The 19,319-nt window shown below is 32.1% G+C and carries 23 protein-coding genes; 20 read left to right on the top strand and 3 right to left on the bottom strand.

Features of this window, described 5'->3' with window-relative positions:
* Window positions 1-20: 20 nt before the first annotated feature.
* The gene (locus tag H6411_RS04680) at window positions 21-623 is read left to right on the top strand and encodes a hypothetical protein (protein WP_216083484.1); all 603 of its coding nucleotides are present in this window, start codon (window positions 21-23) and stop codon (window positions 621-623) included.
* Between the two features lies 1 nt (window position 624).
* On the opposite strand, the gene H6411_RS04685 is transcribed toward H6411_RS04680, so the two are convergent.
* A complete protein-coding gene (locus tag H6411_RS04685; RefSeq protein ID WP_216083485.1) occupies window positions 625-819 on the bottom strand; it encodes a hypothetical protein in 195 nt (64 codons plus the stop codon).
* A 98-nt stretch (window positions 820-917) separates the two neighbouring features.
* Here H6411_RS04685 and H6411_RS04690 point away from each other — a divergent pair, with 98 nt between their 5' ends.
* The 12 genes from H6411_RS04690 (at window position 918) to H6411_RS04745 (ending at window position 11,750) form a co-directional block, all read left to right on the top strand.
* Window positions 918-1,085 (top strand): hypothetical protein, encoded by a 168-nt coding sequence (locus tag H6411_RS04690; protein ID WP_216083486.1) that lies wholly within the window; start codon window positions 918-920, stop codon window positions 1,083-1,085.
* A gap of 55 nt (window positions 1,086-1,140) precedes the next feature.
* Window positions 1,141-2,592, top strand: a complete 1,452-nt coding sequence (locus tag H6411_RS04695) for a hypothetical protein (RefSeq protein WP_216083487.1) — start codon at window positions 1,141-1,143, stop codon at window positions 2,590-2,592.
* A 34-nt stretch (window positions 2,593-2,626) separates the two neighbouring features.
* On the top strand, window positions 2,627-4,561 hold the full coding sequence (locus tag H6411_RS04700; protein ID WP_216083488.1) for an ABC transporter permease subunit: 1,935 nt from the start codon (window positions 2,627-2,629) through the stop codon (window positions 4,559-4,561).
* A gap of 12 nt (window positions 4,562-4,573) precedes the next feature.
* A complete protein-coding gene (locus H6411_RS04705; RefSeq protein WP_216083489.1) occupies window positions 4,574-5,434 on the top strand; it encodes a phosphate ABC transporter ATP-binding protein in 861 nt (286 codons plus the stop codon).
* Window positions 5,435-5,436: 2 nt separating this feature from the next.
* Window positions 5,437-6,903 (top strand): amino acid permease, encoded by a 1,467-nt coding sequence (locus H6411_RS04710; protein WP_216083490.1) that lies wholly within the window; start codon window positions 5,437-5,439, stop codon window positions 6,901-6,903.
* A gap of 4 nt (window positions 6,904-6,907) precedes the next feature.
* Window positions 6,908-8,203: a M17 family metallopeptidase gene (locus H6411_RS04715; RefSeq protein ID WP_216083491.1), complete on the top strand. Its 1,296-nt coding sequence runs from the start codon at window positions 6,908-6,910 to the stop codon at window positions 8,201-8,203.
* A 13-nt stretch (window positions 8,204-8,216) separates the two neighbouring features.
* A complete protein-coding gene (gene rplM, locus H6411_RS04720) occupies window positions 8,217-8,660 on the top strand; it encodes a 50S ribosomal protein L13 (RefSeq protein ID WP_216083492.1) in 444 nt (147 codons plus the stop codon).
* A complete protein-coding gene (gene rpsI / locus H6411_RS04725) occupies window positions 8,660-9,079 on the top strand; it encodes a 30S ribosomal protein S9 (protein ID WP_216083493.1) in 420 nt (139 codons plus the stop codon). Before rplM ends, rpsI begins: the two co-directional genes overlap by 1 nt.
* 200 nt (window positions 9,080-9,279) lie before the next feature.
* Entirely contained in the window at window positions 9,280-10,125 is an 846-nt protein-coding gene (locus tag H6411_RS04730) for an aldo/keto reductase (protein ID WP_216083494.1), read from the top strand.
* Between the two features lie 21 nt (window positions 10,126-10,146).
* Complete coding sequence (rplU, locus tag H6411_RS04735) at window positions 10,147-10,464, top strand: 50S ribosomal protein L21 (RefSeq protein ID WP_216083495.1); 318 nt, start codon at window positions 10,147-10,149, stop codon at window positions 10,462-10,464.
* A complete protein-coding gene (locus H6411_RS04740; protein ID WP_216083496.1) occupies window positions 10,452-10,808 on the top strand; it encodes a ribosomal-processing cysteine protease Prp in 357 nt (118 codons plus the stop codon). Before rplU ends, H6411_RS04740 begins: the two co-directional genes overlap by 13 nt.
* A gap of 183 nt (window positions 10,809-10,991) precedes the next feature.
* Window positions 10,992-11,750 carry an aldo/keto reductase gene (locus H6411_RS04745; RefSeq protein WP_369408508.1) on the top strand — a complete coding sequence of 253 codons (759 nt, stop codon included), beginning with the start codon at window positions 10,992-10,994 and terminating at the stop codon, window positions 11,748-11,750.
* 8 nt (window positions 11,751-11,758) lie between these two features.
* On the opposite strand, the gene H6411_RS04750 is transcribed toward H6411_RS04745, so the two are convergent.
* Window positions 11,759-11,998 carry a hypothetical protein gene (locus H6411_RS04750; RefSeq protein WP_216083497.1) on the bottom strand — a complete coding sequence of 80 codons (240 nt, stop codon included), beginning with the start codon at window positions 11,996-11,998 and terminating at the stop codon, window positions 11,759-11,761.
* Window positions 11,998-12,564 (bottom strand): hypothetical protein, encoded by a 567-nt coding sequence (locus H6411_RS04755; RefSeq protein WP_216083498.1) that lies wholly within the window; start codon window positions 12,562-12,564, stop codon window positions 11,998-12,000. Before H6411_RS04755 ends, H6411_RS04750 begins: the two co-directional genes overlap by 1 nt.
* Before the next feature lie 228 nt (window positions 12,565-12,792).
* Here H6411_RS04755 and H6411_RS04760 point away from each other — a divergent pair, with 228 nt between their 5' ends.
* From H6411_RS04760 to H6411_RS04790, 7 genes are all read left to right on the top strand, one after another.
* On the top strand, window positions 12,793-13,260 hold the full coding sequence (locus tag H6411_RS04760) for a hypothetical protein (protein WP_216083499.1): 468 nt from the start codon (window positions 12,793-12,795) through the stop codon (window positions 13,258-13,260).
* A gap of 35 nt (window positions 13,261-13,295) precedes the next feature.
* Window positions 13,296-14,144, top strand: a complete 849-nt coding sequence (locus tag H6411_RS04765; RefSeq protein WP_216083500.1) for a hypothetical protein — start codon at window positions 13,296-13,298, stop codon at window positions 14,142-14,144.
* Window positions 14,145-14,530: 386 nt separating this feature from the next.
* Window positions 14,531-15,355, top strand: coding sequence for a hypothetical protein (locus H6411_RS04770; protein ID WP_216083501.1), 825 nt, complete (start codon window positions 14,531-14,533; stop codon window positions 15,353-15,355).
* 6 nt (window positions 15,356-15,361) lie between these two features.
* Window positions 15,362-16,234, top strand: coding sequence for a hypothetical protein (locus H6411_RS04775; RefSeq protein WP_216083502.1), 873 nt, complete (start codon window positions 15,362-15,364; stop codon window positions 16,232-16,234).
* Window positions 16,235-16,349: 115 nt separating this feature from the next.
* Entirely contained in the window at window positions 16,350-17,168 is an 819-nt protein-coding gene (locus H6411_RS04780) for a hypothetical protein (RefSeq protein ID WP_216083503.1), read from the top strand.
* Window positions 17,169-17,172: 4 nt separating this feature from the next.
* The gene (locus H6411_RS04785; RefSeq protein WP_216083504.1) at window positions 17,173-17,994 is read left to right on the top strand and encodes a hypothetical protein; all 822 of its coding nucleotides are present in this window, start codon (window positions 17,173-17,175) and stop codon (window positions 17,992-17,994) included.
* Window positions 17,995-18,452: 458 nt separating this feature from the next.
* Entirely contained in the window at window positions 18,453-19,286 is an 834-nt protein-coding gene (locus tag H6411_RS04790; protein WP_216083505.1) for a hypothetical protein, read from the top strand.
* The last annotated feature ends 33 nt before the right edge of the window (window positions 19,287-19,319 follow it).

A 19,319-nucleotide genomic window follows, 5' to 3' on the forward strand; every position in this document is an offset into this window, starting at 1 on the left:
CATACACTATTTATAAGATTATGGCATTCGGAATTATAAAAACACTATCTGTCGCTGCTTTCTTGGCAATTTCTATTTTTATAGGAAAAACTTTAAATACTTCTTTTGTTAAGTTTGAGTTGGTTAGACAAGGATATGAATTATTAGATGCAAATGATAGTGATGGTTGGGACGTTAGGTTTGAAGAGAACAAGAGTTCTTACAGTAATGCTGACCACTTAAAAGAGAAATGCTCTTCTATTCTTTGAAACGATATTTCTGGTTCTAGTGACTCTGATTTTGAGTTAGCTAGGAAAATATGTACTAAACCTGAGAACTTTGCTAAACACGCTTTATCTCAGGGATATCAATTATTGGATTTAGAAGCTGATGATAAAGTCTGACAGCATAAAGTGGATGCTTATAAGAATCTTTTGAATACTAAAACGATTAGCCTCAAGAAAAACGTTGGAAATAAAGAAAGAGGAGATCTCTTGAGAAATGATGTGACAGCTACTAAATTAAAGATTTGGTGTTCTCATCAAGTGAATGTATACTGAAAAAGTGATAGGCAAAAAGATTTTGAAGTTTATCTAGAACACTGTACTGAAAATAAGAAAAGGAATCAAGAAGTTAAAAAATAGTTTATTTCCTTTTTGGTTCGTTTTCAATTGCTCCAGTTCTCAGTCTTTCCCTATTTTTCTGCATTGTTCTAACATAGTTTTCTCACTGACGTTTTTCATTGATATAACCTATATATTCTGAAGCTTTGTAGCCCAAACATACTAAAGAAATGGCAACGCCTATCAGGATTTCTCTTTTGCCTACTGTTAAACCCATAATATTCAAAAATTAGAGAAATTCAGTGTTCGACTAATTTGCATTTTTTTCGCAATTTTAACCTTTAAACAAGAATTTGGAAAATAAAATAAAATTCATTGATTCCTCCAAATGTTTGATCATTTTTACTTATGGGTTGAGAAGAATTACAAGTAGTGGGTGGTATTGTTGTTTGTTCAGCTTGTGCTTTTGCTGGAAGCGAAGTTTCTAGACAATTAAATAGCGAAACTGATAAAGAAAGTGCTGTAAATACGAAATCCAGTTAAATATTTCTTTAAAGGGAATTAGTCAAATCTGTGTTAGGCTAAACTTTTTAAGGGTATGTTAGAGGAAAAAAAGAATTATCTTGAGGGCGAATTAGAAGAGGTTAAAAAGCCAACTCCTAACCTAAATCAGAATACTAACAAGGGGTTAACTAATAAAGAGAAGGCCGGAATTTTAGTTAGTAGTAAGTGATTTACTGTAGTTGCTTCTATCCTTACATTAGGTGGATATTACCTTTACTACTTATTCTGTTTAGAACAGGAGCATGAGAGCCCTTTTACTCCTTCAGATTTAGGAAAAGATAGATATAAATGAGAGAAATCAGAAGATGAGAATGTAACTTATCAGGAGGCTAAAGGGATAAATAAAAGTTTGTGTCGTCTGGTATCTGATAGTTCATTTGATAAGAGCGAGATTGCATTAGTCAAAAAGGAGGCAACTACTTTTTTTGAAAAGATAAAACTTGGATTTAATTTGGCCTTATCCAGCGTCTTAACCGGAGTTGAAAAATGTTGACTTAGGTTAACTCATCAGGATATAGAAAATAATTCTGTTGATGCTCTAAATAGAAAGAGCGCAACTGATTTTGCTTCTAAAGAGGAGAAGATTAGAAATTTAGTAAATACAAAACTTCAGGAGGGTTTAGATAGAGAAGTTGAATTTGAGCTTGGACATGTCCTTTCTAAGAGTATTTCAAAAGAGGGAATAAAGCCAGTTAAAGATCATTATTTGACCTTCCTATTCATCGTTAGTCATATTCTTGTTGCCTTAGTGACTCTTGGTTTGTTTCATGTTTATTACTTGCTTATCAGGGGAAGATGAAATGATTTCAAGATTATTAGTAGTCATAAAGAGCATTCTTATTTAAGAGAGTTTGACGATATTACCGAGAAATTATTGGGCTCTCGTGGTCAACTGGAGTATTCAAGTCTTTTGTTGAGTGAAACTAGGTTGCCTCTGAAAATTAATTGTTTTGCTGATGCATTTAGAACCAAGGTTTTTAAATCTCCTTCCGTAAGAAAAAAAATAATCACCTTTTTAATGATTATCTCTCTGGGTTTTTTTGGATTGTTTGTTATTTCTAAAAATGTTTTTTCTAAAGAGAAATTGTCTATTAAAGCTGAGGATGCATTGCCAAGCAACTATATGAAATTTGAGAGTAAATGAGCTAGATTTAGAATGTTTTTGATTGATCTATGCTGGGATATAGGGATATCTTCTAGAATTGCGTCTAATAGGATTACAAGCATCAATCACAGTTTGAAATCACTTATTAATGTAAATCCTAAGGAAGACAGAATAACTTCTTTCTTTATAAGAATTATCTCTAGTGAACTTTACTTTTGATTGTTTGCTTTCTTATCTATATTTATGGGAATTACCATTATGAGTATCTACATTAACTGATATCCGGATTTCTATCTTTACTTTTGGTTCTGGTGTATATTAATAACTGCTATTGCTTTCTTGTTTCTATTTACTAGACATATAAATCTTCTGTTTCTTTAGTTTTTAAGATGCATAGCCCTTCTTATTTACGGATTTGGAAATAGACATAAATCCTCGTTCTTCTTCGAAGATCGCAGATTCTTTAACCAAATCCATAGGATTGTTATCTACTTTTACAATTTGAGTCTTAATAGTTATTTTCTTTGGGTATATAGCCTATAAGGGTATAGCTGGAGCTTTTAGTTATGGTTTTAAGAGTTTATTTTTTAGTCTAGATTTCGATATTACGAATAATAAGGTTAGCTTTTGAGCTCCTTTTGGGATAACTATATTTCTAGCTTTACTTACTGTACTGATCTCTATACCTATAGCTCTTAGATGTTCTATTTGAATTAATTTTTATTGCCCGACTAAATATAGGAAGTTGATTTCCACTATTCTCCTTATTCTTGCTAATGTTCCTTCTGTAGTTCTAGCTTTTTATATTCGTAGATATATATCTCCTGTTGCTCATAAGGCTTTGTTTCTTAATACCTCTTCTAACCTAGTAGTTGCAGCTATAGCTTTAGTTTGCATGATTCTTCCCCTGATAATAGTTTTGTTTAATTCTGTTTTAGAGAACAAGAAATCTTGAATTATTAGTGCTGAATTATTGGGATTAGATAAGAATTATGCGATACATAAGATTGTTATTCCTAAGATTAAGCATACGATTGTTATTGCTTTATCTTTAGTTGTAGGGAGAGTTATCAGTGAAAGCATTATGCTTTCTATGCTTTTATCTTCTGAGAATTATCAGCAGAGTTATGGAAATGGTTTTTCTGGATTTATAAATTCTCAGTCAAATAGCGTTTCAGCTTTAATTGGAGAGAATTACTTCTCTGATGGTAGTTCTGAGGATGTTCAGAATTTGATGTTTTTATTTGGTGGCCTGATTTTTCTAGTTTCTCTTACTTTCAATACTTTTTGTATGGAGTGAGTGAAGATGGACAGAGAGAAGGTTAATAATACAAGCAAGATATCTTTTTTTAAGAAGGCAAAAGACAAAATAAATTGATGAATTTTGTGTTGCCTTTTTAGTTCTTGTAAGGAATGGGAGAATAATGAGTGTTCTACTGGGGATTTCATTCATAAGGCACAGACCAAGAATTTGAAAACTTTCTTTGGTTTAATTAGGAGAGGTCTGGAGTTTTTATGTTTAGGGTTGTTTGTTCTCTATGCTTTTTCTCTTCCTATAACTGTTTTGATAGGAGGAATTAAGTCTTTTGTATCTGATGCTAGTTTTGTACCTAGCCAAAACGATACTTTGTTTAGAGCAATAAATAATACTTTCTTGATTGTCTTGTTATCTATATTGTTTGCAGCTCCTATAGCTTTTTTTGCTTCTTGTTATGTATCTGAGTATTTATCTAATAAGAGATTTAAGAAATATACGTTAGCTTTGATAAATGCTGCAGCAGCAACTCCTTCAATAATATTTGGTATTTTTGGTCTGTTTGTCTTTATTCAAACATTAGGTTGAACCGCTTCTGGTTCTTCTGGTAAGAGTTTGTTGGCTGGAATGCTTACTATGGTCTTATTTATACTGCCTTATTTAACTCATTCTTTCTATACGTACTTGTCAGGTATTAGTGATAACTACAGAGAATCTTCTTATATATTGGGCATTTCTAAGTGTAGGACTTTCTGGAAGATACTTCTTCCTATAGCTTTTAATAATTTAGTGTTTTCAGTTCTTTTGACGACTGGAAAGATAATAGGAGAAACAGCTCCACTTTATCTGACTGCTGGCTTGAATAGCGCTCCTAAGACTTTATTTATGTATCAGGGACAGACTTTGACAACAAGAATATATTCTCAGTTATATGAAAGTAACCTAGCAAAGAGTGAAAAAATAATTAATGAAACTACTTTCTATTGTTTGTTATTTATATCTGTGATTGTGATAATAGCTAAATATGGTTTGGGTATTCTGAGTTATGAGTTTTGAAAAAAGAAATTTCAGTCTTTTAACTTTTTAGTTTATTAGACTCAGTTAAATATGTCTTTCAAATCTTTGTTCGCTGGGAAAGAAAAGTGAACTACTGAGGAAGAAGTAAATAGAGCTAAGGCTATAGATGAGAGGATTAGTGGTAGAAAGTTTGTGTTGGAAATTAAAAATTTAAATCTTTGAGCTGGAAAAACTGCAGATAATAATCAGATACTTAAGAATATAAATATTAGGATTCCTGAATATTCTGTTGTTGCAATAATTGGGCCATCTGGTTCAGGAAAAAGTAGTTTGTTAAGGACTATTAATAGGACTAATTTTGATGATTCTTATATATATAAAGGATCTGTAAATTTTTACGGAAGAAATATACTGGAGAACTATCCTTTGGAATATCTTAGGTCTCAAATAGGAACAGTTATGCAGAAGCCGATTATGTTTCCTATGAGTATTAGAGAGAATATTTTGTTTGCTCTTAAGTCTTATGGAATAACTAATAGCAGTAAATTAGAGATTATTTTGGAAAGATCTTTGAGAGAAGCACATCTTTGAGATGAAGTTAAGAATAGGTTAAATGCTAAGCCTGAGGATTATCTTTCTATTGGACAACAACAAAGACTTTGTATAGCTAGAGCTATTGCTTTACAACCAAAAGTGTTGTTGATGGATGAGCCAACTTCTGCTTTAGATTTGAAAGCTAGTAGAAAAATAGAGGATTTAATAAGAAAGATTACTAAAAATAAGATGTCTACTATTATTTTGATTTCTCATTCTTTGTCTCAAGTTAGGAGAGTAAGCGACTACACAATATTTATTAAAAATGGAGCTGTAATTGAACAGGGAAGAACAGGGGATATATTCAATAATCCTATTCATCAGGAAACTAAAGATTTTGTTGGAGGAATTTATTAATTTTGACAGAACAAAAGTTAAGTACTAAATCGGCGATATTTTTATCCCTTACGTCCATGATAGGGGCAGGGATATTTATTAAGACTCAGACACTGAACTCTTTGGCTCACAATCGTGTTGGGCCAATAGTTTTCTTATTCCTAGTATTCTTAGTGAATATGTTTGCTTTTTGTCGAGTGTTGGTGAAGATTATTCCTTCTCAGAAAGGGAATATGGGTTTTATGGGTTGGAGTCATAAGCTTTGTTCTCCTAGGTTACATATTTGTTGTTGTAATTTCATGAGGTATTTCTACCATCCAATAAGCCTTTTACTGTTCTCTGTTTATGCAATCGTTGGTATGACGGAAGGTATGTTAGGTGTTTTCTCTACTATGTTTCTGAGTTGTTTTCTGGCTTTTGTGTTTATGTTGATTAACTTTTTATCTTTTAAGTGAGCTCATAGGTTGCAGATAATTCTTTCTTGTTTAGTTGTTATCCCTTTACTTTTGCTTCCTATAGTTGCTCTTGCTGCTCCAAGAAATATTTCTGATATGGAGGCAACTGTTGTTCCTAAGACAGCATCTGGATTAGCTAGTTTAGGGCCTTGGATGTTGCTTTTTTCTGGTTTGCCTTCTCTTTTATTTATTTACGATGGTTTCTATGGGGTTGCTGCTTTGAAGGATAGATTGAAGAAGCCTGGAAGTTTAAGTTTCGTTATTCTGGCTTCTATTGTTATTGTGACTATTATCTATCTGAACATTATTGTTAGCTTTAACATTGGTGATTCTTTAGAGGCAGATTATAGAAACTTTAGGTTTTTTTCTGGTAGACCTGTTCTTAAGGATTTGTTTTCTATTCTTATTAGTTGTGCTAGTTTATTGACTCTTAATTCAATAGCAATGAGTAGTTTGCCGCAGTTAACTGCTATGCATGATACTCACAGGTTTTCTGATATTGTGAAGATTAAAAAATCTATTTTTTACAAGAATATAGCAGAGGAAGAAAATTTTGAAGAGAGATTTACTATCTGAATTTATTTGCTGTTTAAGACTCTTATTTGATTTTTATTAGTTGGATTTATTGTGTTTTTTATGCAGCAGTATGGTCTAAGCAATAGTCCTATGGAAATTATTGATTCTTTAGCTGATATTGTTACTGTTTTTGTGTTTTTGATTTTGTTATTTGTCATTTTGGGTAGTTTCAAGAAAAAAAATATTAGGAAGTCAGTTGGATTTAAAGTTTGTGCCTTATTTTCTGGAGGTACTATCGTTTTAGCTTTGTTTTATTTAATCATTTCTTATATTGTTGGCACAACAGGTTTTGGAGACAGCAATGTATTCAACTCATGAGTTAAGTTAATCCTAATTATTGGATTTATTATCGGGTGTTGTTATTGGCAAATTAAGGACTTTTTGGATGGTAGGTTGAATAAAAAGAGTTTGACCCTTTATCCTAAGCATAGAAAGGGCAGTATAATCATACTTAAGTAGTATTGTGCATAAGATTTGTTTTTTTAAAGGGGAGAAAAATAAGCTGACTAAGGACGGCGACTCACTGGCTAGGTTTGAAATTAATACTGATAAGTTAGGGAATAGTTGGGAATTAGAGAGATTATTGGAGGATAAGTTAGGGAAGTTTACTAAAGAGATAGAGATAGATTACGAAAGTTTTAAGAATCTTAGCTTTAAGAATTTTGGAGCACAAGAAAGGGATTTGGCTCTTTCTACAGTTCTTTCAATGTTTACAACAGTGGCTTTCACTATGAAGAGTTCTAAGAATTCTGAGAAGGATGTTAAGAAGTGGAAGTTGGTTGGAGGGAATTTTGATAGTAATGTTTCATCTATTTCTTCTAGTTTTGCGTTGACAAAGAGATTGCAAAGCACTCCTCCGAATATTATGACTCCGGAACAGTTTGTTTTGGAAGCAAGAGAAGCACTTAAAGGAATTCCTGGTGTTGAAATAGAGGAGATTAAGGGAGAGGATCTTAAGAAAGAGAGACTTGAGTTGATTATTGCAGTTGGTAAGGCTTCTATTAATGCTCCTAGATTGTTGATTATTAAGTATCTTGTTTCTGGAAGTGATGATTTAATTGCTCTTGTTGGTAAGGGAGTTTGTTACGACACTGGTGGATTGAATATTAAGACAGGTTCATATATGGCAACCATGAAATTTGATATGTCAGGAGCAGCGGTTAGTCTTGGTGTGGTTAAGGCTTTAGCTGAGAATGGAAGCAAACAGAGTGTTGTGGTTGCTATTCCTTTAGTGGAGAATTCTGTGGCAGGGAATAGTTATAGACCTGATGATGTGATTATTTGCAGAAATGGCATGAGTATAGAGATAGATAATACTGATGCTGAGGGTAGATTGGTGTTGGCTGATGCACTTGCTTACGTTAGTGAGGTGTATAAACCTAAGGAAATTATTACTATTGCTACTTTAACTGGCGCTATTGGTTATGCATTGGGTAGTAAGTATGGTGGAGCATGATCTACTAATGATGACCAATGAAATAAATTAAGAAGTTGTTCTTTGAAGGCTGCAGAGTGAATTTGAAGAATGCCAATGGATGATTATTATTTGAAAGCTTTACAGAAAACTAAGGTTGCAGATATTAAAAATAGTGCTAAGACTGGTATGGGAGGCAGCAATAGAGCTGCTATGTTTTTAAAAGAGTTTACTAATAATATTCCGTTTATTCATTTGGATATTGCAAGTATTGATCACTGTGAGAATACTGGTGAACCCAGAGCTCCGCTTTTAAAAACACTATATTTCTATTTATTTGGGTAATATTTATAAGGTTATGAAAACAACACAAATTACTAGAGAAGAGGGTCTTAAAAGAAGGGTTTGGTACGTAATTGACGCTAAAGATCAAATATTGGGAAGAATGTGCGTTCATATCGCTAATTTGTTAAGAGGTAAAAATAAACCTGATTTCACTCCTAATCAAGATTGCGGAGATTTTGTAGTTGTTATTAATGCTTCTAAGGTTAGACTGACTGGAGATAAAGCAGATAAGGAGATTTGATATAGACATTCTGGTTATCCTGGAGGACTTAAGTCAAGAAAAGGGAAGGAGATGATTGAGAAATATTCTGATAAGCTTGTTCACAAAGCAGTTAAAGGAATGTTGCCTAAAAATAAAACACTTTCTCATACTCTTTTGCATAAGTTACATGTTTATCCTGATGCTGAATATAAGAAGCATGAGGCGCAGAAACCAATTAACTATCAAATAACATAGTGAGCGCAGAGAGAAAGTATTTTGGTTTTGGTAACAGAAAGGAGTCTGTAGCCAAGGTTCATCTTATGGCTGGCACTGGAAAGATTACTCTTTGGACAGGAAATGTTGCGAATAGAAAAGAAAGAGACGTTAAAGAGTATTTCTGCAATGATTTTTTGATTGATGGTTTTCTTTATCCTTTAAAGTTGGTTGGTAAAAAAGATTCTTTAGATATCAATTTGTTTGTTAAGGGAGGAGGTAAGTGTGCTCAGGCAGATGCAGTTAAGTTAGGAATTGCTAGAGCTCTGCTTGAAATAGATCCTAGTTTTAAGCCTATTTTGAGAACCTATAATCTGTTGACTCAAGACAAAAGATTTAAGGAAAGAAAGAAAGTGGGTAAAATGGGAGCTAGAAGATCTCCACAGTTTACGAAAAGATAGAGAAAAAAATTCGTATTTTTGAATTATCTGATTAAAATCAAAGGATATAATCAGGTATTTTTTCCATAAATACGACTATATCCCTTCTCCGGAGTACTAGATACTGCATTCCCCTTTGTTTGTTTTGTTATCTGAGTTTATTCTTTTTGAATTTTTTATGTGTTTAGGTATTTAAGTCACAGTTAAAAGATTCGGTGAGTATGTCATATTCTTACAGTTACGACCCTAAAACTGCTAGATTTGGTTTTGGTACTAGTACACTGAGAGATCAGGAGACTTTAATTAAGTATCTTAGAGAGGTGAATAATCATCCTTATGACTTTGTTGATTGTGCATGGAGATACGGGAACGAAGCTATTATCGGTCTTAGTTTGAAATCTTTGAGAAGAGAAGATCCTAATTTTGAACTTAAATTAAATTTCCAGTCTAAAGTTTGACCTACTCAGTTTTTTGGAGGTATTACTAAATCACTTAAATTTACTCTTCAGAAAATTGGTGTTCTTAGCGCTATAGACGCTTATATGTTGCATAGACCAGCACATGATATGTCGCTTAATTTGTCAGCATGAAAGCAATTAATTGAATGTAAGAGAAATAGATTGACTAAAAATATTGGTTTAGGTCATTTTGATAAGGATTTGATTGAAAAACTTTATGAAGCGACTGGAATTAGACCGCAGTTTTTGCAGATTGAGTTGTCAGTGAATAATATGAGATATGACAGAATTCATTATTGCAGACAACATAATATAGAGATTCAAGCTTATGAGCCTTTGGGAGATTATGAAGAGAATCTGAAGAACCCTTTGTTAATTAGATTGTCAGAAAAGTACAACACTTCTATTAAACATATTCTTTTAGCTTTCTTGTTGAATCAAGGTATAGTTCCGGTTGTTATTCCTGAAAATGTAGAAGAAATCGGAGAATTATTAAAGGCAAAAGAAATTCTTTTAGACCCAGAAGATATAGAATTGATGAGGTCGTTGAATACTTATAAAAATAAACATTTTGAATCTTTAGAGTTAGACTTTAAAGAAGAGAAGTAAATTTGTAATATTATTTAAATTATGTTCGCATATTTTTGTGTAGCTGGTAAGCAGTATATAGCAAAGAAGGGAGATATTCTTGTTAATTGTCCTTTTGTAAGGGGTGATATAGGTGATATCTTTTTCACTGAGCAAGTATTAGGTATCAATGATACTATTGGTTCTCCTGCTGGTCAATATTTGAGTGGAGCTAAGATTGAGTTGAAAATAGTTAAACAAGGTTTGAGTAAGAAGTTAAGAATAGTGAATTTTAGGCCTCAGAAGAGACATGAAAAATGAAAAGGTCATAGAACTAAATACACTAATTTAGAAGTAATGCAAATTTATTGATCCAAATAGTCGCTAAGAAAGATTTTCTTAGTGTTAGTGGACATGCCTATGCAGGCACTAAGGGAAATGATTTGGTTTGTGCTGCAGTCTCAGTTTTAGTTACTGGTGCTGCTGAATTATGAAAAAACAGGGAAGAAATTTTTATTACAAAAACAGTAGAAAAAAACAAAAATTTGAAAAAAGATGCAAATAATGAAAAAAATAATCTTTTAAGAGAAGAAAAATTTACATTTTTATTTAGATTTCGGGATAGCAATTTGCCGTTAGATTTAGAATATGAGTACGCCTTCCTCAGAAGGTATCTTCGTTTGGTTGCTTCTCAGTATCCTAACAACGTAAGTTATTCAGAGTAAATATTTTTTTATTTTTGATAGCTTAAATTCTTTTTAAAAAAAATTATTATTAGCAAACTGGATAGTGTAGCCGGCACTCACACTGGCAATGATTGTGTCGTCACGGGCGAAACAAATATTTTTGATGCAAAAAAACAGGATCAAAGTATCAAAATTAGAAAACTTGGATTAGCTACAGAATCTTTAAGAGATACAAAGTCTCTTGAATCTTTTCTTTTAGCAGCCAACGATAGCGGTGTTGATTTTATTGATTGTGCTTGGAGATATGGTAATGAACCTTATATTGGAATGGCATTAAGACAACTCAGACAAAAAGATAAGTCTTTTGATCTTTCTTTGCCATTTCAATCAAAAGTTTGACCTACTAAATTTAATGGAGGGATAAACAAATCACTTAAATTTGCTTTGCAAAAAATAGGTGCCTTTAGTTGTATAGACACTTATTTCTTGCACTATCCATCTGATTCTTGGGCTGCCAATTTATTGGCATACAAACAATTAATTGAATGTATGAACAAAGGTCAGACTAAGAAGGTTGGTCTAGGTAATTTTGACCTTGACTTGTTAGAAAGATTGTTTAAGTTTACTCAAAAGCATCCTCATACTCTTCAGCACAATCTTTCTATAAATAACCTAAATTTAGAAGTTCTCTCCTACTGTAGAAAAAATAATATTGAACTACAGGCGTATGAGCCTTTAGGAGAGTTTAAGTCAAACTCTAAAAATCCAGTTCTCAAAGAGCTATCTCAGAAATATGAATGTTCCGTCAAAAACCTTCTTATCGCTTATCTACTAGAACTAGGTATAGTTCCTGTAGTTCCCGTTAATTCTCCAGAAGAGATTAATGAGATAGTAAATGCTAAGAAGATTCAGATTTCTTCAGAGGATATGGAAATTCTTAAATCTTTTAATAAGTATAAATCCAAACGAAGAAAAAGTTAGTTTATTTTTTAACTCAATATAGTATTTTTGGATCTAGTAAGACCATTTTCTAATTTGAGAAAGTAATTATCTTGATTTTTTGATTTTGGTTCTTCTTTGGGAATGTAGTCTGCGACTATGTTAATTACATCCAAAATTAATCAACTTATAGCCAAGATTCCATGCAGCAATCTTATAGCTCCTACACCTATAACTGGTATTGCTCCTGCTGATATTTGTCTTTTTTGACTTGTATTTAATTTTTTCATTAATAGTATCAAGGCGTTCCAAATGTAACTCTATTTTGACTTCATTGAGCTGGCAATGAAAAATGTGGCTTTAAATAGTTTCTTGATTTTTCTTCGTAATATTTGTAATTGTTTTCATCTCCATTTGTTGCTGCAACTAACTTATTTATTGTGTTCACGGAGTGATTTAATATAGCTCCGCTTGTTATAGATATAAGTCCATATTTGTTGAATTCAGAGTAGACCTCATTTTTCTTTTGAGCTTTTATTTCTTTTTCAGTTAGTGTTTTCTTCTTTTTCTTAATTGTTTTTTCATCATCTTTTTTTGGTTCGGGTGCTGCACCAGCAGCATGCATCATTCCTGAAGAAGCAGGAAATTCCTTTTTTGTTTTTTTGGCAGTTGAAGTCTTGCTTGTTTTAGTTTCAGTTTCTTTTTTATTCGTTGTACTTTTTGTTGTGTCTGTTTTTGCCGTTTTTACAACTTTTTTCTTTGCAGTTGAAGCGCCGCTTCTTTTTACTGTTTTGGTAGCTGTTTTAGTGCTTGCACCAAATAGCATTTGTTTATGTTTGATGTCTAAAAGTTGCATTGAATTTTCTAATTAAGTATTGTTTCGAAAATATAAAAATGGAAGAATTAAGTTGAGGAAATAGAGGTCAAATGGGCATTAGATGATATTTGTATTAGCTTCCATTTTCTTTTTTTGCAAAAAGCACTTTTTAAAGTGTTATTTAATTCGAAATTTTGTTTATGAATTTCAAATAAGGGCGAAATTTATGAGTGTGGCTATAATTACGCAGAATTTTTCGATAATCCCATGATTTCAATTTTTAAAGCCTTTGCCGCTGTAGTGATAATTAGTGTTGCTGGTTATGGAATATCTAAAGCTGTAAGACCTCCATTGACTATTTTTCAAAGTAGGAAGCAAGGAAATACAGAAGGCACTATTGATCATCAGACAATATATGGTTCTTCCGATTCATGAGGCGAGATATATAAGTATGAATTGGTAAGTATGTCAAGTAAAAATGATTGGTGATGAAAAAAACAGGATATTAAGTTTTTTGGAAAAAGAGATTATTCTCGAGGTATAGGAGCTCAAGCAGAAGATAAAGATTTAGGATTTAAGGATCTTTATTTGGGCAATAAATATATATCTGATGTTTCTACTTTTCATGTGAAACAAAAATGTCTTGAGGTTTATACTAAGCCTAAGGACAAAGATCAAGATTTATCTAAGAAACGTAGAAGAGAAATTTTCATGTTTTGCGCAAATAGAGGTTAGACAAGTGTCTATTTCTTTATTCTTGGTGATTTAAGATGGATCCAGTTAAGTTAGCAGCTGGTGCAGGTGCTGCAGCATTAGTTTTGGGAGGCGGAGGATATGGAATTAGCATTTTATTCGTTAATTCGGAAATGCCGGGTTATTCTCCTTTTGTTAGTTCAGGAACAGGAACAATCAAGTATGTAGATGAGTATCCTGATTATTTTGTGGATGCAACTAAAGGAAAGAATGCTCCTTGATGGGATTGAGTTTACAAAAAAAGATATTTAGTTGATTCAGAAAATAAAGATTTTGATGGCGAGAGCAGGCCTGATCCCAAGTTATCTTTTATGAATTTAAATGCAGGTTCAGGAGAAACAAGTCAATCTATTCAGAAGGTTTGTGAAGGGATTTTTTCAGCGGATAAAGGTAAGGTTAAGAGCGGAGCGAATCAAAGTGGAGAATATGAAGAAATAGATGTTTGGAGGTATTGTACGGCTGTTAAGAAGAAACCAATATTAGTTGAACACGCAAAGAAAGATGGTAATTCAGCAACCGAGAAAGAAGATGCAGAATATACAGAAGCAACTTCTTATGGTAAACAATATAAATCACAGTTAGTTGCTACATCCGCAGAAGAAAATAAATTCTTTTGAAAGGAGCAACAAAGATTGTTTTTCCAAGTAAAAGGAAATAGAAGCGGTTCTTCTTCAGAAGATACTGATTCTATTTTTAAAAAGCTTTATGACGAACACAAAGGTAAGAAAAATATTCCCGATAATGTTCTTAGAGATAAATGCAGGTTAGCCTATGGAAAAAAGAAAGATGGAAGTGGGATCAATCCAAAAGCTATTGAATCAGAGGTTTTTACATATTGTTCTTTGAAAAGAAGTAAAAGTGGTTAGTTGTCGGGTTTAATTAAGCTGCTTTTTTGTCATCAGGTATCGTTTTTGAACCAGTTAATAATTCAGGATCGAAAGCTATATTAAGGAATCGACTTAAAGATATTTGTAAAGAAAGATATAAAGGTGATTATGACTAAGCCAAAAGAAACCTTAAGATTCTGTTCTCTTCAGGGCAAACAAGATTAATTAACTGTTTCTTTTGCTGCTTGTTAATTTATTTGTATTGTTTATTATTAAAAAATAATTAAGTATTTTAAAGAGTTGTGTAGAAGTTATATTTTAGGTTAGATTTTATGATTGAAAAATCTTAAAAATAAAATGTTTTTTTATTTATTTTTTTTGTATAAAAAATCTAGAATCAACAATTAAATTTCAATCAAATTACATTGTTTAATTCTTTTAGAGGAACTCTTTCATTAGTTGCAGGGTCTGCTATTTTTATTTGAGTTTGCGTAAGTATTTATTCACTTAAGTCTAGAGATGTCACTTTAAACATTAGGCACAACTATAGACGTCGTTCTGGAATTGGCAAGAGATCTACTGTTCGTAAATTTATTCAAAACTCTGATCCTGGTACATTCGGTTCCGATTTCAAAAATCATTTTGTAGATGCTACTGATGCGGCTAATAATGGTTGATGAGATTGAAATTATTCAAATAGATTTCTTAAGAATTTGGAAAGTGGGGAGGGTTATAGAAAAACTAGCGCTGTATTTCTTAAAGTTAGAAGCGCTCAGGATCTAAAGGATAAATGTAGGGATGTTTACAAGAAGAATACTAGGAAATATATTTCTCCTATTAGCAGAAATCTAGAACAACATAAATATGAGCGTGATGTTTGAATTTATTGTTCTGAAGAAGGGCAAGTTCCTGTAACAGTGCAAGAAAGTAAAGATGTTTTCCAAGGCAGAAGTAGATTAAGTAATGTGTATTCATCAAGAATGATTTCTACTAGCTCTCCAGAAAATAGAAGATTTTGATCTAGACATGCTGCATCTTTTTATGGAGAAAAAGATAAATTGAACGGTTCAGGACAGGACGCTAAAAGTGATGAAGCTGGATTTAAAAAATTATTCCACTCAGAAACTAAAACTCTTGACTCTTTAAGGGCGTTATGTGAGAAAAATTACAATCATCTTTACAATGATGTGATAACAGATATAGCTAAAGAGACATTGCGTTTCTGTTCTTTGGCTGGTTCTTCTGAATAGTAAGTTTTGGCTTTGAAATTTTATATTCCTGTTATAGGCGTTGGAGTTTTTGGTGTTTGTACAGCATCTTTGCTGGCAATGAAATTTCTAGGTTTGTTTTCTAGATCTGGCGAAGAGAGAAGGAAATTTAATTTATTTCTGAATAACGAAAATGCTCCCAAACATCAATTTATTCAAAGTCCTCAATTAGCAACTTTTGGACATAACTTTAAACATCATTTTGTTGATGCAGAAAATGAAACTAATGATGAGTGATGAAAATGGAGTTTTCAGAGTAGATATTTATTTTTCAGATCATCTGAAGTCAATGAATTAAGTGATTATTCTGAATTAAAGGCTCTTTGCAAAAACACTTACTCTAAGCAAATAGATTCTGCTGAAGTTCAAGATTACAACAAGAAATTTTTGGAGGGAGATGTTTGATTTTTTTGTTCCGTAGAGGGGCATGCTCCGGTTACTTTAGAAGATGATTTGGATGTGGTAGATTCATGCGATGAGTTTGAAGATGACGAAAACTTTCCTCCTGATCTTGTAGTTGAATGTACTGATGAAAATAGGAATAGTAAAAAAGCTTTGCAATTCTCTGTTTACGCTGATTCATTAGTTTCTATCAATGAAAATAACCGTGTTTTTTGGGAGAATCAGTCTGCAGGGTTTTTCGATTCAGATAATGGTTTAGGAAGTAAAGCAACTTCAGATAAAGCAGGATTTAAAGATATTTTTGAAAAACGTAAGCAAGATGAGAATTTAACAGGTATTTTGAAGGGTAGATGTGCAGAAAATTACAAAAAGAAACTTGAAGAGTTAGATGAAGTAGGACTTAAGGAAGTACTTATGTTTTGTTCTATTAGAGGTTCTTATGCTGTTAAAAGCAAATAGGTTTTAACAATATCTATTTTTTTATTATCTTCTTTGTAATTAATCTCTTTAATGTCATTTTTAAGTTTATTTTTATTAAATTGCTTTACTTTAATTAAAAGTCAAGAGAAGTTAAATGGATCCAATTAAGTTGTCTGCTGGGGCTTTAGGGGTTGCGATTTTAGCTGGCGGAAGTTACGGTATTTATGATGCTGTTTCTTGGATTATGCCAGATGATTATTTGGTTTTGTCTAAATGCTCTAATAAAGGTGATTACAGTTCTGACAATAAAGCAGGAAAGGATTATGGAAGATATTTGATTGGCGCATATGATAAGCAAAATGAAAAATGATGGAATTGATCTTATAGATGATGGCAATATGATTTGAAGAATAATTCCAACACATTAGACGATAAATTCAACAGCTCAGACAAAATTAAGTCCGCTTTTTCTGTCAAAGAAGATAATTCAGCAGATAATGCGAAAGCTTTAAATAAGGTTTGTGAAGGGCTTTATAAGGGAAATTCTTCAGATGTAGATCCTACGTCTGGAATTAATAATTTAAAAAACAATTTTTGAAAATATTGTTCTTTTTTAGGAAAAAGTCCCACAACTGTTGGAGTTAAAGATGAAAAAGAGGTTTATCAAAGTGGTAAACATGGAGAGACTAAGAAAGCCAATTTGATATCTACTGTTGATCCAGAAAATTCAGTTTTCTGAGAAGTAAGAAACGAAGAATTCTTTGGTAATGATGCGGAAATTAATGGCTCAAGCGCGGACGCTACAAACGATTCAGTATTTCACAAACTTTTTAAAACCCCTGTGGGAGAAAATAGAGGACATATAAGGGATGCTTGTAAAAAAGCATACGGTTTATCAAGCTCAGAAAGCGGATCAGATAAAGCAACAGAAGCTAATGTTCTTAAGTTTTGTTCTTTAAAAGGAAAAGAGTAATTAGATGGATCCAATTAAAGGAGCCGCTGTTTTAGGAGCAGGAGCAGTAGTAATAGGAGGAACAGGTTATGGAGTTTACAGTTATGCAACTCATGATCCTATGCCAACCGATTATGTTGTTTTTTTTGGTAGTGGCGAAACTATTTCTGGAGATGACAAAATTGGTAATTTATATGGAAATTATTTAGTTGCCACTTTCGGAAATTCTGGAAATAATAATCAGAAATGATGAGAATGATCTTTTAGAAGATGGCAAGAGGATTCCAAGAAGGGATTAACTTTTAGTGCCGATTTTGTAGTTGAAAATGTTAAATATGCTTATAGAAATTCAACTGAAACTGACACCAGTAAAGGTGATGACAGATCTTTAAATAAAGTTTGTAAGAATGTTTTTGAAAAAGAAAAAACTAGCATAGAAACAACAGGAAGTTCGGCTACGACAAACAAAATTCTAAGAGATAATCTTTGGAAGTATTGTTCTTTCTTTGGAGAAGAACCAAAGACAATTCAAGAAGTAACAGGGGAAGATTATGGAAACAACACTAATGGAAAAGCTAATGAAACTAAATATGTAGGGGTTAAAGGAAATGACAAGTTCTGAGAAGCTAGAAATAAAGAATTTTATGCAGATTCAGGAGCTAAATCCGGAACTGGAGCGACAAATAATGGAGTTTTCAAAACTGAGCATACAAATAAAAAGAACGGACAAATATCAAAAGACATAAGAGAAATTTGTAAAGAAGCTTATTTAGCAGTAACAACAACAAGCAATACTCAATATCCTACAGCAGACATAACTAAGTTTTGTACTCTAGACGGAAAATAATTTTTAAATTAGATAAGGATAGATTTCACAGTAGTCGAACTCGATAAAAATTGTTTGTTTGTAATTTTTTTGCTTTTATTTTTTTTCATAAAAGTTAGTAATTTCAAAACTAAAAAGACATTTGTTATAGTTCTCTTCAACAGGTTTTTTAATAAGCGTATTGACTTTTTTAGCTTTACGGAAGAGGAAAAATCCTTTTTGATTGACGAAGTCTTCTAGTTAATAAAAAACTGTTGAAGTTTGGTATTTTTTAGAAAAATCGACATTTAGTTGCGTAATAAATTTTTAAAAAAAATCAAAAAAAATAATTTAAAAAGGGCTCAAAAAATGATGTTGAACACAAATATTACTAAGTTGTCTTCCTCTTTTTTACTATTGAAGAAATAGGGAATTTAGAAATTTAAAGACAGATATTTCAAAAACTGGATCAATTATTTGAATAATTCAGAAAAGCAATCATGAATTCATTTAAATTATTTTCAGCTTTAGCAACTATTTCTTTGTGTATCGGTGTTGGTTTTGGACTCTACGATTCTTGAGCATGAGTTATGCCTGAAAACTATGAATTATTGACTTTTAGTGAAAGCGGAACTGATAAAGTAGGCCATTTTTATAAGGGATATCTAGTAGATGCATATAAGGAAAATAACAGAGATTGATGAGAGTGATCTTATAAATGATGAAATTATGATTTGAAAAATCTGCCAGATTCTATGCACGCAGATTTTAAGTCGGCAAATATTAAAGTTGCCTTTGCAAAAGCCAATGAGTCAGATAGCAGTAATGTCAACGGTTTAAATCAAGTTTGTGATTCTATTTATAAGAAAGCTAAGAATGAAGTATTTAAATCTGATAATAGTACACCTAAATTAAGCGAGAACCTGCTTAGATATTGTTCACCTATTGTAAAAGAACCAACAGTTATTTCTGAAGCTAATGGAGTTCTGAGAAATCATCAAAAGAAAGAAGAGGTTGATGGTTATTCAAATAGTACATATGGAAGCACTTATAAAAATACATTAATTTCTGTAACTGATTCAAGAAACGATTTGTTCTGAACTCTTAAAGATAAGGAATTTTTTGGAGAGACTAGTGCTGGAATAAGTAGTACAGGCAGTCAAGATAATAATATATTCAAGAAACTACGTAGTACGGGAAATGCAAATAAGGGTCATGCAGTAAAGCGAGCTTGCAAAGAGGCGTATTCAACATCTACCGAAAACAATAATTCTCAGGAAACAGATATCTTCAAATATTGTTCATGGTCTGGAACCAAAACGAACAATAGTTAATTTGCTGCCCTTGAATAGAAGTATTTAGTAGTT

Origin of the sequence: Candidatus Mycoplasma haematohominis, from assembly GCF_902712995.1 — a bacterium.
Lineage (GTDB): Bacteria > Bacillota_I > Bacilli_A > Mycoplasmatales > Mycoplasmoidaceae > Eperythrozoon_B > Eperythrozoon_B haematohominis.